Annotated in this window: 17 protein-coding genes; 3 read left to right on the forward strand and 14 right to left on the reverse strand. The window is 30.2% G+C overall.

Features of this window, described 5'->3' with window-relative positions; translation table 11 throughout:
- Positions 1-59 precede the first annotated feature (59 nt).
- A complete protein-coding gene (locus tag HMPREF2881_RS06435; RefSeq protein WP_002448766.1) occupies positions 60-251 on the forward strand; it encodes a hypothetical protein in 192 nt (63 codons plus the stop codon).
- A 105-nt stretch (positions 252-356) separates the two neighbouring features.
- On the opposite strand, the gene HMPREF2881_RS06440 is transcribed toward HMPREF2881_RS06435, so the two are convergent.
- The 6 genes from HMPREF2881_RS06440 to HMPREF2881_RS06465 all read right to left on the reverse strand — a co-directional run bounded on the left by HMPREF2881_RS06440 (position 357) and on the right by HMPREF2881_RS06465 (position 5,508).
- Positions 357-959 (reverse strand): response regulator transcription factor, encoded by a 603-nt coding sequence (locus HMPREF2881_RS06440; RefSeq protein WP_002448863.1) that lies wholly within the window; start codon positions 957-959, stop codon positions 357-359.
- Complete coding sequence (locus tag HMPREF2881_RS06445) at positions 956-2,050, reverse strand: sensor histidine kinase (RefSeq protein ID WP_002488648.1); 1,095 nt, start codon at positions 2,048-2,050, stop codon at positions 956-958. Before HMPREF2881_RS06445 ends, HMPREF2881_RS06440 begins: the two co-directional genes overlap by 4 nt.
- Positions 2,051-2,785: an ABC transporter permease gene (locus HMPREF2881_RS06450; protein WP_002488660.1), complete on the reverse strand. Its 735-nt coding sequence runs from the start codon at positions 2,783-2,785 to the stop codon at positions 2,051-2,053. It abuts the gene before it with no gap.
- Positions 2,778-3,656: an ABC transporter ATP-binding protein gene (locus HMPREF2881_RS06455; protein WP_049431910.1), complete on the reverse strand. Its 879-nt coding sequence runs from the start codon at positions 3,654-3,656 to the stop codon at positions 2,778-2,780. Before HMPREF2881_RS06455 ends, HMPREF2881_RS06450 begins: the two co-directional genes overlap by 8 nt.
- 143 nt (positions 3,657-3,799) lie before the next feature.
- A complete protein-coding gene (gene cls, locus HMPREF2881_RS06460) occupies positions 3,800-5,281 on the reverse strand; it encodes a cardiolipin synthase (RefSeq protein WP_049437554.1) in 1,482 nt (493 codons plus the stop codon).
- A gap of 32 nt (positions 5,282-5,313) precedes the next feature.
- Positions 5,314-5,508, reverse strand: a complete 195-nt coding sequence (locus HMPREF2881_RS06465) for a hypothetical protein (RefSeq protein ID WP_002448761.1) — start codon at positions 5,506-5,508, stop codon at positions 5,314-5,316.
- Between the two features lie 224 nt (positions 5,509-5,732).
- On the opposite strand from HMPREF2881_RS06465, the gene HMPREF2881_RS06470 reads away from it, so the two are divergent.
- Positions 5,733-6,758, forward strand: coding sequence for a threonine aldolase family protein (locus tag HMPREF2881_RS06470; RefSeq protein ID WP_002448844.1), 1,026 nt, complete (start codon positions 5,733-5,735; stop codon positions 6,756-6,758).
- Positions 6,759-7,707: 949 nt separating this feature from the next.
- Here the strand turns inward: HMPREF2881_RS06470 and glnA are convergent.
- The 5 genes from glnA to hflX form a co-directional block, all read right to left on the reverse strand.
- A complete protein-coding gene (gene glnA / locus HMPREF2881_RS06475) occupies positions 7,708-9,048 on the reverse strand; it encodes a type I glutamate--ammonia ligase (RefSeq protein WP_002488675.1) in 1,341 nt (446 codons plus the stop codon).
- A 20-nt stretch (positions 9,049-9,068) separates the two neighbouring features.
- Positions 9,069-9,437 (reverse strand): MerR family transcriptional regulator, encoded by a 369-nt coding sequence (locus HMPREF2881_RS06480; protein ID WP_176662098.1) that lies wholly within the window; start codon positions 9,435-9,437, stop codon positions 9,069-9,071.
- A 221-nt stretch (positions 9,438-9,658) separates the two neighbouring features.
- Positions 9,659-10,633: a tRNA dihydrouridine synthase gene (locus HMPREF2881_RS06485; RefSeq protein WP_002448744.1), complete on the reverse strand. Its 975-nt coding sequence runs from the start codon at positions 10,631-10,633 to the stop codon at positions 9,659-9,661.
- Between the two features lie 140 nt (positions 10,634-10,773).
- Positions 10,774-12,012: a methionine gamma-lyase family protein gene (locus HMPREF2881_RS06490; RefSeq protein WP_002488671.1), complete on the reverse strand. Its 1,239-nt coding sequence runs from the start codon at positions 12,010-12,012 to the stop codon at positions 10,774-10,776.
- A 25-nt stretch (positions 12,013-12,037) separates the two neighbouring features.
- A complete protein-coding gene (gene hflX / locus HMPREF2881_RS06495; protein WP_002488696.1) occupies positions 12,038-13,276 on the reverse strand; it encodes a GTPase HflX in 1,239 nt (412 codons plus the stop codon).
- 109 nt (positions 13,277-13,385) lie between these two features.
- Here hflX and HMPREF2881_RS06500 point away from each other — a divergent pair, with 109 nt between their 5' ends.
- Complete coding sequence (locus HMPREF2881_RS06500) at positions 13,386-13,862, forward strand: glutathione peroxidase (RefSeq protein ID WP_002448833.1); 477 nt, start codon at positions 13,386-13,388, stop codon at positions 13,860-13,862.
- Between the two features lie 189 nt (positions 13,863-14,051).
- Here HMPREF2881_RS06500 and hfq read toward each other — a convergent pair whose 3' ends face one another.
- The 3 genes from hfq to HMPREF2881_RS06515 are packed head-to-tail and all read right to left on the reverse strand — an operon-like array spanning position 14,052 to position 16,185.
- Positions 14,052-14,294, reverse strand: coding sequence for an RNA chaperone Hfq (gene hfq / locus HMPREF2881_RS06505; protein ID WP_002448741.1), 243 nt, complete (start codon positions 14,292-14,294; stop codon positions 14,052-14,054).
- Complete coding sequence (miaA, locus tag HMPREF2881_RS06510; RefSeq protein ID WP_002448817.1) at positions 14,248-15,246, reverse strand: tRNA (adenosine(37)-N6)-dimethylallyltransferase MiaA; 999 nt, start codon at positions 15,244-15,246, stop codon at positions 14,248-14,250. Before miaA ends, hfq begins: the two co-directional genes overlap by 47 nt.
- 3 nt (positions 15,247-15,249) lie before the next feature.
- Positions 15,250-16,185: an alpha/beta hydrolase gene (locus HMPREF2881_RS06515; protein ID WP_002448832.1), complete on the reverse strand. Its 936-nt coding sequence runs from the start codon at positions 16,183-16,185 to the stop codon at positions 15,250-15,252.
- Between the last annotated feature and the right edge of the window lie 170 nt (positions 16,186-16,355).

The raw sequence follows: 16,355 nt of genomic DNA on the forward strand, positions 1-16,355 counted from the left end.
CAAAAAATGATTAATTGATATTCAACATGATATAATTATACATGTTAGGAGTGAAATACATGAGCGAACGTAATGAAAATTTAGTCACGATGATTGCTGTCGTAATTGCTATTATCGTTGGCGTTATTTTACAAATCGTTTATAAACTGCCTATTATTGTTTCGGTTGTTATAGCAGTATTGTTAGGCATTTTAGTTGGATTTATTGTTTATATTATTCAAAGTATTATACGTAAACGAAAAGATAAATAAGGGAGTATCATACAACGTCACTCTCAATAAAAGACTGAATTGAAAACATTAAATATCATTCAATTCAGTCTTTTTTATATATTATTTAAAATTTTTTACTTACTTTTATATCCATCCTTTTTCTTTCGCCTGCTTCCAAGCATTAAACCGATTATCTGCATTTAATTTATCAATTATATTAGACGTATAATTTCTTACTGTTCCATCTGAGAGATAAAGTTTTTCTGCAATTTCTTTACTACTTAGATTATTTCCAATTTCACGTAATACAACTTGTTCTTTATGTGTTAAGGGATTAGATTCTTTAAATAAAGTAGTCATTAATGAAGTACTATACTCTTTTTCACCTTTCATGACGTTTTGGATAGTTTGTATTAAATCTTCTACTGAACGTTCCTTCAATACGTATGCATCTACATCATTAGCCACAGCTTTTTCAAAATAACCTGGTCTTTTAAATGTTGTTACAATAATGACTTTAGTATCTAATTTAAATTCTTTTATTTTAACTAATACTTCTAATCCTGTCAGTCCAGGCATTTCAATATCTAATATAGCAATATCTGGATGATACTTTTCAATAAAATCAAATGCGTCAACCCCATTACCACAGTCCTCAATCACGTTCATTTGGTCATTGAATTCAATCAGTTGAACCATCGCTTTTCGCAACATATATTGATCTTCTGCTATTATAATGCTAATCATTTAATATCCTCTCTTGGTATTATAATACGTATATGCATACCACTTTTATCTTTAATTTCTAGCTTTCCATTAAGAAATTGAACTCTATTTTCTATACTTTCTAACTTAATGTCTTCTGTATCGTTTAAACCTTTTCCATTATCTTGAATAATTAAGTAGAGTTCATTTTTTTCTTGTCTAACCTCACAACAGATTTTACTAGCATTTGCATGTTTAATGACATTATTGATTGCTTCTCTCAAAATCATTGATAGTATAGATTGCTTTGTTGGATTTAAAACATTTACCTTTCTTATATTTTTTAATTCAAATTGAATGTTTGCATCTTTTAAAACAGTTTTTATAGATTGAATTTCCTCTTCAAAACTTTGAGATTTTAAATTTTCAATAATATTTCTTACCTTAATTAAGGTAGCTTTAGATATCTGATTAATCGCTAATATTTCATTTTTAGCTTTTTCTTGATTTTTATCAATCAACTTATATGCCAATTCTGATTTTAAACTAAGGCTTACAAATACATGCCCTAGTGTATCATGTAAATCTTGCCCTATACGTTGACGTTCTTGTTCTGCAATTAATGTATTAATATACTTATTTTTCTCTTCTATTTCTTTTTTTAATGCTCTATCTTTTTTAGTTTTAAAATTTCCTAGTGTAATAATTAAAATAACTAAATAAAAGATAATTAATACAGAAACATATTCTATTTGATAAAAACTTGTAATTGTGAGACATAAAAGCATTGCAATTATAAATGTAATAAATTCTTTAGAGTTAATTGTTACTTCAAACATGAAAGGTAATGCAAATGCGCTAAAGAAAAAGAATAAGCTATTCATTGGATTAATAGTATAAACAAAATATATAATTCCTACATAATGAACCACTAATAGGCTATATATTACGTTATTGTTAAATCGATAATAATATATTACTAACATAAGATAAGACACAATGAAAATAGCTAAAACAATTAAATATACAGTTTGAGAACCTCGTTTTTCATTGAAGATACTTATAATTGGAAATAACAAATATATAAGCGTAGATAGCTCTCCTAATCTAACGCTCCATTTTCTTTTTTTCATCTAACTCACTTCTTTTCTTTGATTGATCCACACTGTAATAATTAAAAATAGTATACTATATACAATTAAAATAAATAATGAAGTAATATTTAAACCTTGATTTTTAGCTAACTCTAATGCAAAATTTTTCAAATGATATGTTGGAGTAATTTTTGAAATTCTTTGTAACCAACTTGGAAATGTTTGAATTGGAAACCACAATCCTCCTAATATCGCTAATACCATATTAACTATATTGGCTATACTACTTGCTTTTTGTGTTTCATTAAATTGAGCAACGATTAGTCCTAATGTTAAAAATAAACTTGCACCTACCCATAATGAAACACCTGAAAGCAACCATTGTTGTATACTCATGTTTACGTGTTTATATAGATGAGCAACAGTAAAAATTAAAATAATAGCCAATAAAAATAGCATTATTGTTTTTATTATTTTAGTAGTAAAATAGGTTTTACTAGATAGAGGCGTTACCATTAATCGTTTAAACCAACCTGTGTTTCTTTCTTCAATAATCTCTATAGGAAATTGCATTAAACAAAAACTCATCAAGCTAAACACTGTCATACTATACATATATTCTTTATAGAACTGCTGTTTCGCCTCTTCAGGTAAGTCTAGTAAAGAAGTAAATAATAAATAAAAGCCTACCGGTAATATGATTGATAAGAATGTAGTTAGTTTCTTTCGAAAAATAATTTTAAATTCTGTTTTTAATAAAGCGATATTATTCATTTTTAGTCTCTCCCTCTTTTACATCAGCAAATAAAATTGTTTCTAACAATGTTTGCTTTTCAATAGTAATGTCATTTAAATTTATATTTAATTTTTCCAAATAATATATTACTTTCTTAACATCAGATGTTTTAATTTTTAAAGTAGTATCTTCAATTTTTACATCAAAATAATTTGTTAAATTCTGTAAATCATTGTCTACTGTATTTGGCACTTTAATTATTGAATATTGTTGGTTGGTTAATATATTTCTAGGTGAATCATTTAACTTAATAATACCTTGATCAAGAAATATAACTTTATCTGCCATTCGTTCTACTTCTTCAATATAATGAGAAGTATAAAAAATAGATACATTTTCTTTTTTTAATTTCCCTATCATTGTCCAGAAATGTTCTCGCATTTCAACATCCATAGCTGCAGTAGGTTCATCTAAAATGAGAAGCTTTGGTTTTCCTATTAAACACAATCCAAAATCTAATATACGTTGTTGTCCACCAGATAAGTGATTTGCATACAGATTCAACTGGCTATCATTCAATTTTGTAATTTTTTTAAACTCATCTATTGAAATTGCATCCTTGTATAGTTGACAAAATAATTTATATAATTCTTTTACTTTTATTAACCTAGGAAAAGATGTTTTTTGAAATAATACACCAATATGATTTAAATTTAATACATGATCTATATCTATAATTTCTCCCGTATCTGCTTTCAAATGATTAATTAAAATATTAATTAAAGTTGATTTTCCGGCTCCATTTTTTCCTATTAATGCAGTACTCATACCCTTTTCTATATTTAGTGATATGTTTTTCAATACTGTCTTTCCATTATATCTTTTAGATAAATGTCGAATTTGAATCATAACTCATCACTTCCTTTTGTTAATATCAATAATTTATCAACAAACAAGTTATAATTTCAGATAAAAATGTCATTATTTTTAAGTGACATTTGTCACATTAATAAAACCGACAAAGCACAATGCTTTGTCGGTTTTATTAACTCTTACAAGATTGGGGATAATAATTTGGCAATATCTTCTTTTAATTTAATTGATAATGGCCGTTTTTTATATTTCTCAATTGTAAGTTGTTTAGACTTTTTAATATCTTCTTTATATGCCTCTTTTAACTTCTTAGCTAATTGTTCATCATATACGAATGCATTAACTTCAAAGTTCAATACAAAGCTTCTGTAGTCCATATTAGATGAACCTACACTACTGACTTCATCATCAATCATTAACATTTTAGAATGTATAAATCCATTTTGATACGTATACACTTTTACTCCATATTCAAGTAATTCAGCAACATTTGAAAATGTAGACCAGTAGACAAAGGGATGATCAGGTTTACATGGAATCATTATGTTAACATCAACGCCAGTATTGGCTGCCATTTTCAATGCATTAATGTAAGCTCGATCTGGTATAAAGTAAGGTGTTTGAATATAAATAGATTTTTTCGCACTCATAATCATTTTGGTATATCCAAACTCAATTTGATGTAATTCATATGCAGGTCCACTTGAACCAATTTGAATGGCTGAATGACCATTGTGTACTTTCTTTTTAGGAAAATACTTATTATCATATTCAAATTGTGGACGATGTGCTTGAGAGTTCCAATCAAGAATAAATCTAATTTGAAGTGCATTTACAACATCACCTTGTACTCTTAAATGCGTATCTCTCCAGTATCCTAGTTTACCTAAACCTAAATAATCGTCACCTACGTTAAATCCACCAATATACCCGATTTGACCATCAATAACAATAATCTTCCGATGGTTACGATTATTCATTCTAAAGTTAATAATTGGTAGTTTAGATGCAAAAAATGCTTCTACCTCTCCACCTAATGATTCAAAACGTTTAAATTTGTGACGTTTTAATTTTTTTGAACCCACATCATCGTAGAGTAATTTAACTTCTAAACCTTCTTTTAACTTTGTTTCTAGGGCATCGATAATTCGTTTGCCTAGACCATCGATTTCAAATCCAAAGTACTCTAAATGTATGTAACCTTTCGCATTATAAATATCTTCGATTACTTTGTCATATAATTCATGACCATCAATAAATAAATCAATTTTATTGTCTTCAGTAATAAAAGCATCTTGTTTCTTTAATAGCATTCTTGCCATATCTTGATGATTTTGTAGCTGCTTATTTTCTGTATGATAGTTGTGATGATCAATTTTATGAGCTTGTTCATCAATTAAATCTTTATAAACATCTAACTCTTTACCATTATTTTTCTCCATTTTTCTTTTTGAAACTGTTCTACCGAAAAATAGATAAAGAATAAATCCAAGCACTGGTAATACAAATAATACAAATATCCAAGCCCATGTCGAAGATGCACTACGTCTGTTACGCTCTAGAAAAATCAAAATAAAAGCCAACACTAAATTGACTAAAAATCCAAGCACTAAAATGATATTCAATATTGTACCAATTTTAGGGCCAAAAAGACTTATCATAATTCTAAACTCCTACTTCTCAAATTCAACTTTTATTTATCGGCTAATATTAAAAAGGCACTTAATATTTCTTCATTATTAGGAAATTGGCGTTCTTCAATTTTATCAATTGAAACATTTAATAATTCATAGCGACTACCTTCTTCACTTGCTAAATATTGATTAATTTCATTTTCCAATTCTTCAATTGTTTGTTCTTGAATTCTTTTAAATTTTACTTTGCTCATTTGTAACACTCCATTTCATATATTTGTTTAAATCATAGTCTTTTTACATATATTTATCAACTAAATTGTAAGGATAATAGGATATCTTTTAAAAACGCTTACATTTTTATTTTTATTCACTTAAATTCACATTTGTAAAAAGGTGGTGTATACTAAACACATTCTATTCGAACTTTCAGAATAATCAGTTTAGAATAAGCATAAGGAAGTTAGGGAGGAATTCGATGATATCTTTTGAAAATGATTACCTAGAAGGTGCACATCCAAAAATTTTACAACGTTTTATTGATACAAATTATATTCAAGCTTCGGGTTATGGGGATGATCAATTTTCAAAACAAGCCGCTGATCAAATTCGAAAAACGATTCAATGTCCTGAAGCCACTGTTCGCTTTTTAATTGGTGGTACACAAACAAATCAAGTTGTTATTAATACTGTATTAAAGCCATATGAAGGAGTTATTTCAGCAGATACAGGTCATGTGGCAGTACATGAAGGGGGCGCTATAGAATTTAGTGGTCATAAAGTATTAGCAGTGCCATCTTATGAAGGTAAGATTTCACCTAAAGAAGTAAATACCTATCTTGAAACTTTTTATAGTGATTTCAAGCGTGAACATATGGTATTTCCTGGTATGGTATATATTTCTCATCCTACTGAATATGGAACGCTTTATAGCAAAGAAGAACTCAAGAATTTATCAGACGTCTGTAAAGAACATAACATTCCATTATTTATGGATGGTGCACGATTAGGTTATGGTTTAATGAGTAATGAAACAGATGTCACAATTGAAGATATTGCTAATTACTGTGACATTTTTTATATTGGTGGTACAAAGATTGGTGCACTATGTGGTGAAGCGATTGTATTCACAAATAATAATGAACCTACACATTTCACTACACGTATTAAACAGCATGGTGCCCTACTTGCTAAGGGACGTTTAGTTGGTATTCAATTTTTGGAATTATTTACTGATAACTTGTATTTTGAAATTAGTCGACATGCTATTAATATGGCGAATAAAATGAAACAAGGATTTATCGATAAAGGTTATAAAGTGTATTTTGATTCTCCTACTAATCAACAGTTTTTCGTATTAAGTGATGATAAGATTAAAGATCTTCAGAGTAAAGTGAAATTTGCAATTTGGGAAAAATACGATGATACACATCGTGTTGTTAGATTTGCAACAAGTTGGGCAACAACTGAGGAAAATATAGATAAACTTTTGGAATTAATTTAATTATTAATTTATTTAATATAGACCTTAAGATGATGTACTTTGGGTCTATATTTTTATGTTTACATAATATTTTTATAATTTATAAAGGTTTTACTGATATATTTAATAAATATTATCTAAAATAGGATTTACATATTATGAAAAAAATTAGTGGCAGGCGAACATGAAAAACAAAAAAAATATACTTCTTAAAATATCGATAAAAAAGATAAAAAAAGCAAGATAATAACAAAAATAAAAAACACATCATCTTATCATTTGATTACTTAAAACTCTCAATCAAACTGCAAATAAGAATCAAGCAGCAATACAATTCAATACTATTCAAAATAATAATAGTAAACAAAATCAATATCATAATGAATGGTATTAACTTGTGATACGATTGGATACATCACACCTGATGATACACAGTGTACTATATATCTCCGTCACAACAAAATAGTAACCAGAAAACTTATAATCATAACGAAATTTACAGAACGAAAGAAGAGCAAAAAGTCCGTAATCACTTGATTAATAGATACAATATCAAGTTGATTGGTCAAAGCAACATTAAAATTAATGTATATACTTTTATTTATTTTCGGAATATTTCTAATTAAAAGAAGTTTTTCTCATTTTCTATATTTGTTCGTCATTATTGTCTAAATTCTTATTGTTCTGTCTTTCTGTCATAATATTACTTTGAATGTGCTAAATAAAAATTAACATTTATAAACCAATATTGAAAATTAAATAAAAAGCTAAACGATCTATGATTAAACTAAAAAATTTTGAAAAGTATATAAAGAATGTTTTTTGATACTTACTTGACCAAAACTTGACCAATTCACTACTTTTAAAGAAAGTGGTCAAGTAAAAATAGATTATTTTCAAACAAAAAAGAAGCTAAGGCATGTGCCTTAACTCCTTATATCCCTAAGTCTTTCCCCTTTTTGCTTAGCGATTAGTATTGTTTCATGTATTGATCGCGTTCCCATTCAGAAACTTGAGTTCTGTAATAGTCCCATTCGATAGATTTAGAATTAATAAATTGATTATAGATGTGATTGCCTAATGCTTTTTTAACTGTATCGTTTTCACGCATTGCTTTTAATGCAGTATAAAGTGTAGATGGTAAATCTTGAATACCTACTGCTTCACGTTCTTCACGATTCATTTCATAAATATTTTGGTTTACTGGTTCTGGTACTTTAGTTTTGTTTTTAATACCGTCTAAACCAGCTTGTAAGATCACAGCTAAAGCCATATATGGGTTAGCTGCTGGGTCAACTGAACGTACTTCAATACGAGTTGATAAACCTCTTGAAGTAGGTACACGTACTAATGGAGAACGGTTTTTACCACTCCAAGCAATGTAACATGGCGCTTCGTAACCAGGTACTAAACGCTTATATGAATTGACTAATGGGTTACATACTGCTGTAAATCCACGTGCATTATTTAAGATACCTGCAGTAAAGTGATAAGCATCTTCAGTTAATTGATCTTTGCCGTTTGGATCAAAGAATGCATTTTCTTTGCCTTTGAATAAAGATACGTTGAAGTGCATACCACTGCCATTTACACCAAATAATGGTTTTGGCATAAATGTCGCATGTAAATTATGTTTACGTGCAATTGTTTTAACAACTAATTTAAATGTTTGAATGTTGTCACATGCTGAAATTGCATCTGCATATTTGAAGTCAATTTCGTGTTGACCTGGTGCTACTTCATGGTGACTTGCTTCGATATCAAAGCCCATATCTTCTAATTCAAGGACGATGTCACGACGACAATTTTCACCTAAGTCAGTTGGTGCTAAGTCAAAGTAACCACCATTATCATTTAATTCTAATGTTGGTTCACCTTTTTCATCCAATTTGAATAAGAAGAATTCCGGTTCAGGTCCTAAGTTGAAATCTGTATAACCTAAGTCTTCCATTTCTTTTAATATACGTTTTAAGTTCGTACGTGGATCCCCAGCAAATGGTTCTCCATCAGTTGTATAAACATCACAAATTAAACGTGCTACTTTGCCTTGACCTGCTGTCCAAGGGAAGATAACCCAAGTATCTAAATCTGGGTATAAATACATATCTGATTCTTCAATACGTACGAAACCTTCGATTGAAGATCCATCAAACATCATTTCATTATCTAACACTTTTTCTAATTGGCTTACTGGAACTTCAACATTTTTAATTGTGCCTAAGATATCAGTGAATTGTAATCTTAGATATCTTACGTTTTCCTCTTTGGCAAATTTGCGAATATCTTCTTTTGTAAAAGTACGTTTTGGCATGGTAGACATCCTCCAAGTAATTAATTAATAAATCGTGATAAATCGCCACGGTTTATCGGTAAAGCTTCACTGCGCGGTTTCTGAGTTGCATCTACAATCATTCTTTTTCTCGTTTCTTGTTCATCAGTAGTTAAGTGCCCTTGATTATTTGTAATTATTTGTTTAATACCTTTTAAATTAAAACCTTTTTCAATTAACGCTTTAATTTCTAACAGGCTCTCTAAGTCATTCATAGAGAATAACCTTTTATTTCCTTCGGTACGTTCGGGCTTAATGAGTTCATGTGTTTCATAATAACGTATTTGTCTTGCTGTGAGTTCTGTCAATTTACAAACAACACTCATAGAGAACACGGCCATATTACGTCTTATTGTATCGTTAGACACTATAACCTCACCCCTACTTTTGAACTTGTCTATAATTTAGCATAGTTTAATATGAAATACAAAAATATGTTAGGTTTTCTGACATGGAAATTAAATGTTTCTTACATATAAACATAAAAGCCTATAGATACAGTTATCTACAGGCTTTTTACTATTTAAAAATTTTTTAAGGCATCTATACGATAGCGTATTCTTATTGTTAAGTTTTAAAAACTTAAGCTTCATTAATGGTTATCTTCCATATTTGCTTCAAAATCATCAAGTAATGCTCGAGCTTCATCCACAGTTTCTGTACTCATTAATTGATGTCGTAATTCACTTGCACCTCTAATACCTCGCACATAAATTTTAAAGAAACGTCGCAAACTTTTAAATTGTTGTGTTTCTTCATTTGAATACTTTTCAAATAACTCTAAATGTAATCTAAATAAATCCAAGAGTTCTTTACTTGTATGTTCGCGTGGGTCTTTTTCAAAAGCAAAAGGATTATGGAAAATACCTCTTCCAATCATCACTCCATCAATACCATATTTCGTCGCAAGTTCCATTCCTTTTTGTCTATCTGGAATATCACCATTAATAGTTAATAATGTTTGAGGCGCCACTTCATCACGCATTTCTTTAATGGCTTCAATTAATTCCCAATGTGCATCGACTTTGCTCATTTCTTTACGTGTACGAAGATGGATAGATAAGTTTGCAATGTCTTGCTTAAATACATGTCTTAACCATTCTTTCCATTCCTCTATATTATAATAACCTAGACGTGTTTTAACACTAACAGGTAGTCCACCTGCCTTGGCTGCTTGAATAATTTCAGCTGCTCTTTCTGGTCTTAAAATTAACCCAGACCCTTTACCCTTTTTGGCAACATTTGCGACAGGACAGCCCATATTTAAATCAATACCTTTAAAGCCCATATCTGCTAAACCAAAACTCATTTCTTTAAATTGTTCTGGCTTATCACCCCATATATGAGCAACCATAGGCTGTTCATCTTCACTGAATGTTAAACGCCCTCGTACACTATGTATCCCTTCTGGATGACAAAAACTCTCCGTATTTGTAAATTCAGTAAAAAATACATCCGGTCTCGCTGCTTCACTTACTACATGTCGAAAAACAATGTCTGTCACGTCTTCCATCGGCGCTAAAATGAAAAATGGACGTGGTAATTCATTCCAAAAATTTTCTTTCATAATTGATTTAAACCTTCTTATTCATTAGTATCTCGCATAATTAACCATGATATATTATCATAAAATAAATCCATATACAAAAAGAAATTCACTCTCATTATTTTTATTACTATTTATTTTTGAATATTTTGTTATACTACTTAAATTAAATTCTGTTCTTTTAAATTCATTACTGCACGTGTTACTGCAATTTTAACATGTTCATAAGTTAGACCACCTTGCACATATGCCTCATAAGGCGGACGAATCGGACCATCTGCTGATAATTCAATAGAGGAGCCTTGCACAAATGTTCCTGCTGCCATGATGACATCATCTTCATAACCAGGCATATAACTAGGTTCAGGACTAAAGTGTGCATTAATTGGTGAAGCATGTTGAATACTTTGACAAAATGCAATCATCTGTTCTTTTGTATCAAATTGAACGGTTTGAATTAAGTCTGTACGCTTAGCATCGTACTTGGGTACTGTGTTCATATTCATTTTTTCAAGAAGTAAACTTGTAAATAGTGAGCCTTTTAAACTTTGACTCACTACATGCGGTGCTAAAAAGAATCCTTGATACATTTCTTGCAATGAAGATAATGAAGCACCCGCTTCTTTACCAATCCCAGGTGCAGTTAAACGATAACCACATCGTTCGATTAAATCTTTTCGTCCTACAATGTAACCACCAATTTTGGCTAATCCACCACCAGGATTTTTTATTAATGACCCTGCAATTAAATCTGCGCCCACTTCTATTGGTTCTCGACGCTCTACAAACTCTCCGTAGCAATTATCTACAAAAACAATTACATTTGGATATCGTTGTTTAATTTGAGAAATAACATTTTCTATTTCATCTACTGTAATTGAAGGTCGTTGGCCATACCCTTTTGAACGTTGAATAGCAACAACTTTCGTTTGTTTCGAAATAGTATTTAAAACCATTTCAATATCAATCATTCCATCTTTTAATGTAACTTCTTTATATGTCACACCATGCTCTTTGAGACTTTCAATACCATTACCATTAACACCAATCACTTCAAGTAAGGTGTCATAAGGACTACCTGTAATGTACATCAATTCATCGCCATATTTGAGTGTACTTTGCAATGCTAATGTAATTGCATGAGTACCTGAAATAATTTGAGGTCTAACAATTGCATCTTCTGCTTTAAACGTATAAGCATATATCTCTTCTAAATGATCACGTCCAAAATCATCATAACCATATCCTGTAGAACCTACTAAATCATTCTCACTCGCTTTAACATGATGAAAAGCATCAAGAACCTTTTCCTGGTTGATATAAGCAGTTTCTTCAATTTCTTTAAAAAAGGGTGTTAACGTTTCTTCTACTTCAGAAACGATGTGTTGAATATCTGACATGCAATTTATCTTCCTTTATATATAATTATTTTCTATATCCTTTAACGATATAACTTTCATTATTCTCATCAAATTTCATTTCTTCGATAAGTGTATGTTGTTTTAAAAAATATAATCTATCTGCATCTTCACTAGATACAGTTTCTACGTAATATGACAAAGTCGCTTTTATTTGATCAAACAGTAACTGCTTCACTTTTAATTTATCTTCACTATTGCGACTTGATACAAATACAGACGGATGGTCTGATACTGGTACATCAGTTTCTTCAGAACATTGATCTTTTTTATTAAAAATGATTGCTTGTGGAAGGTCATCCATATCTAAGTCTTTTACCAATTGATTAACCGTATCATATTGAGCGCGATATTCTGAATGACTTGCATCAACAACATGTAGAAGTAGATCTGCGCTTTTTGCTTCTTCTAATGTCGACTTAAATGCTGCTACTAATGTTGTAGGCAACTTTTGAATGAAGCCTACGGTATCAGAAATAATTAAATTAAACCCATTGTTAATTTGTATTTGTCGTGTTTTAGGGTCAAGTGTGGCAAATAGTAAATCTTTTTCAAAAGTCGTTTCGTTTGCTAAAACATTAAACCAAGAAGATTTTCCAGCATTGGTATAGCCAATAAGTGCAATTTGAAATACTTGATTTTGTTCGCGTTGATTACGATATCTTTCACGATGTTCGACCACTGTTTTAAGTTGATGTTTAATTTCATTCATACGTGTTCTAATATGACGTCTATCCATTTCTAATTTTGTTTCACCAGGACCACGCGTACCAATTCCCCCGCCTAAACGAGATAAACTTTTTCCATGTCCTTGTAATCTAGGGAGTAAGTAATCGAGTTGAGCTAATTCAACTTGTAATTTACCTTCTCTACTACGCGCTCTTAAAGCAAAAATTTCAAGAATGAGCTGTGTTCTATCGATAATTTTAATGCCCAAATTATCATTTAATGTTTTCGATTGTGCTGTTGTTAATTCATCATTTGTCACAACAACATCGATGTCATGAAATTCTATAAAAGCTTTAATTTCATCAATCTTACCTTTGCCAACATAATATTTATAATCAAATTGATCTTTATTTTGAGTGACTTGTCCTATAACATCTAATTGACAAGTCAACGCTAAAGCTTCTAATTCTTCCATTGTAGATTCAAAATTATATTGATGATCACTTTGAGCATGTACACCAACTAATACAGCAGTTTCTAGCTTTTTCTTAGTATCATAAGTGTGTTGCTGAGCCATGATATACATCTCCTTTTTTAACATGTCTTACATATTCTATCATAGAGCAAGTTTAAAGACTAACGACTAAAACTATGTTAAATTAAAGCTAAGTTGAAAGGGTGATAGTATGGAAAATATTTATGATTTTGAAGTTCAAAAATCTAATGGTGAAAATTATAAATTAGATGTATATAAAGGCGATGTTATGCTTATCGTTAATACAGCGAGTGAATGTGGATTTACACCACAATTTGAAGGATTACAAGAACTATATAATAAATATAAGGACCAAGGATTTATTGTTTTAGGTTTCCCATGCAATCAGTTTGGTGGTCAAGAACCTGGTTCTGGTGCTGAAGCAAATCAAAATTGTAAAATTAACTACGGTGTCACATTCCCTATTCACGAAAAAGTTGACGTTAAAGGCGATAACCAACATCCATTGTTTCGTTATTTAACAAGTCAAGCTAAAGGTATGTTAAGTGAAAAAATTAAATGGAATTTTACTAAGTTTTTAGTAGACCGTGAAGGTAATATTGTTCAACGCTTCTCACCTCAGAAAAAACCTGCTCAAATTGAAAAAGATATTGAAAAACTTCTATAAATAAATAAAAGCTTCAATATAGATGACTATGTCATAGACAATCGTTCTATATTGAAGCTTTGTTTTATTACAAACATTTCTTCTATTTGTTCAAAAGTGCAAAAATTGATGAGAATTTTGCAAGCTACGTATACATTTTGACCGTGGACTACGCTCTAAAAGTCAGTAACTTGGCACTTTAATTACAACTTATTCTTCACCTTCACCTGTAGCTTCTGAATCAGTAGATTCTGTATCCACAGTGAAAGTGCTGATCGCATGTTTGTAAATCAAATGTTGTTTGCCTTGAGAAACTAAGCTAATCATGTATTTATCAAAGTCTTCGATAACGCCTTTCATTTGAAAACCATTTAAGAAAAATACAGTAATTTCCGTTTGTTCTGCTTTAAAGTTCTCTAGTGCTTGATCTTGGATGTTTTGGTTTGCAATCATGTTTAGAACTCCTTTTATTTATTTGGGTTGTAATCTCATCTAACATCATTTGAAGTGACATTGTCTCTCTATCAAACCATTGAACATTCATTTTGTTTTTAAACCATGTGAGTTGCCTTTTCGCATATTGCCTTGAATGTTGTTTCAATAATTCTATAGCTGGTTCTAATTCCATTTCTCCTTTTATAACAGGGACAAGTTCTTTGTAACCAATTGCTTGCATACTCTGACTAGATTCAAAACCTTGTTCAACTAGTGCTTTCACTTCATTAAATAATCCGTGGCCCAACATAATATCAACACGTTTATTTATTCTTGTATATAATGTTTTGCGCGACATTTCAATCCCTACTAATAATGTATCATAATTTTCTGTAAATTGTTGAACTTTCTTTCGAGAACTTAAAAGTTTTTTTGTTTTTAAGTAATATTCAATCGCTCTAAGTACTCTTTTTCTATTATTTGGATGAATATCTTTAGCTGATGTTTCATCAAACGATGCTAAGTAGCGATGTAAGTCATCATTATTTAATTGATTTAATACATCTATTTTTTCTTTTACTCTTAATTCTTTTTCTACTGATATATTTTCATCATCAAATGGATAATCGTAAATTAAAGATTGAATATATAAACCTGTACCTCCTGCAATAATAGGTACTTTACCTCTTTTTGTAATATCTTCAATAAGCACTTCTGCTCTTTTTTTAAATTCGTATGCAGAAAATGATTCATCAGGATTTAAGATATCTATTAAATAATGGGGGATCCCTTCCATTTCTGTTTCTGTTACCTTTGCAGTACCTATATTCATTTGACGGTATACTTGCATCGAATCGCCACTAATGATTTCTCCATTCATTTTTTTAGCTAATTCGATACTCAATTCTGTTTTACCCGAAGCTGTCGGCCCTACAATGACTACTAGAAAAGGTTTTTTTGATGCTTGCAATGATTACGCCTCACTCTGATTATTTTTCAATACTTGTTTTTGAATCCAATCAAACATATGATTCCATATCATTTGTTGATCAACTTCAAATAATATTTCATGTCTTCTATTTGCATAAAGTTGTACCGTAATATGTTTAATACCAGCTTTTTTAAATTTTCTGGCCAAGGATTTAATACCTCTGCCATACTCTCCAAAAGGATCATTTTTTCCAGAAATCATCAATATTGGTAACTGTTTATTTATTTTTTTTAATTGACTATAATTTGCAGTACGTGTCATATGTTTTACTGTTTCATAAATTAATTGGTTTGAAACTAAAAAGCCGGTATACTCATCGTTTACGAATTTATCAACTTCTGTAGACTGTGATGAAAGCCAGTCACTTTCAGTTCTTGGTTGATCAATCTTTTTGTTAAATGATTTGTAAACGAGTTGATTGACCCATTTTAAACGCTTGCGCTTCCCAGTAAAAATAGAAATTAATTTCAAACTGATCCCTGCAGGAATTCCTTTCCATTTAGGATATTGTCCTGTTCCAGTTAATATCAATCCATTAGCAAAATTTGGATAAGTTTCAACGAATAAACGTGCAATAATAGATCCCATTGAATGCCCTAATACAATATAGGGTAATCCTTTCTCACTATCATATAATGTTTGTGCAATTTCAAACGCATCTTGAACGACTTGATTCATGCTGTCGTAATGTCCACGTTCTTTCTCATCAATCTCTTTCCCATGTCCTCTATGATTATGTCTAATCACATCATAGCCTTGATGTGTTAAAGCTTTAACAAGTGTTTCGTATCGATCCATATGTTCAGCCATACCATGAAATATATGTACAATACCATAAGTCGCTATGTTTGCCTTATCTACTTTAACTTCTAAAGTTGTTCCATCTTCTACAGTTATTTTATAAGCACTTTGCCCCACGTATATGCCTCCAATCTCTTTCTATAATGGTATTGTTAACAACGTACTATTCCTACTAATATACCTATACTCTTTAATGTTATCAAATAGTTTGTCACTTTTTAATAGGTTATATATACTTTAAACTCAAAAATTTTATCAAAATATAAAAAAAACTGAGATTGAGTGTT

It is taken from the genome of Staphylococcus sp. HMSC057A08, assembly GCF_001812925.1.
GTDB classification, from domain to species: domain Bacteria; phylum Bacillota; class Bacilli; order Staphylococcales; family Staphylococcaceae; genus Staphylococcus; species Staphylococcus hominis.

Coding starts and splice junctions, on each gene's coding strand:
- HMPREF2881_RS06435 (WP_002448766.1), top strand. CDS start 60: ATGAGCGAACGTAATGAAAATTTAGTCACGATGATTGCTGTCGTAATT.
- HMPREF2881_RS06440 (WP_002448863.1), bottom strand. CDS start 959: ATGATTAGCATTATAATAGCAGAAGATCAATATATGTTGCGAAAAGCG.
- HMPREF2881_RS06445 (WP_002488648.1), bottom strand. CDS start 2,050: ATGAAAAAAAGAAAATGGAGCGTTAGATTAGGAGAGCTATCTACGCTT.
- HMPREF2881_RS06450 (WP_002488660.1), bottom strand. CDS start 2,785: ATGAATAATATCGCTTTATTAAAAACAGAATTTAAAATTATTTTTCGA.
- HMPREF2881_RS06455 (WP_049431910.1), bottom strand. CDS start 3,656: ATGATTCAAATTCGACATTTATCTAAAAGATATAATGGAAAGACAGTA.
- cls (WP_049437554.1), bottom strand. CDS start 5,281: ATGATAAGTCTTTTTGGCCCTAAAATTGGTACAATATTGAATATCATT.
- HMPREF2881_RS06465 (WP_002448761.1), bottom strand. CDS start 5,508: ATGAGCAAAGTAAAATTTAAAAGAATTCAAGAACAAACAATTGAAGAA.
- HMPREF2881_RS06470 (WP_002448844.1), top strand. CDS start 5,733: ATGATATCTTTTGAAAATGATTACCTAGAAGGTGCACATCCAAAAATT.
- glnA (WP_002488675.1), bottom strand. CDS start 9,048: ATGCCAAAACGTACTTTTACAAAAGAAGATATTCGCAAATTTGCCAAA.
- HMPREF2881_RS06485 (WP_002448744.1), bottom strand. CDS start 10,633: ATGAAAGAAAATTTTTGGAATGAATTACCACGTCCATTTTTCATTTTA.
- HMPREF2881_RS06490 (WP_002488671.1), bottom strand. CDS start 12,012: ATGTCAGATATTCAACACATCGTTTCTGAAGTAGAAGAAACGTTAACA.
- hflX (WP_002488696.1), bottom strand. CDS start 13,276: ATGGCTCAGCAACACACTTATGATACTAAGAAAAAGCTAGAAACTGCT.
- HMPREF2881_RS06500 (WP_002448833.1), top strand. CDS start 13,386: ATGGAAAATATTTATGATTTTGAAGTTCAAAAATCTAATGGTGAAAAT.
- hfq (WP_002448741.1), bottom strand. CDS start 14,294: ATGATTGCAAACCAAAACATCCAAGATCAAGCACTAGAGAACTTTAAA.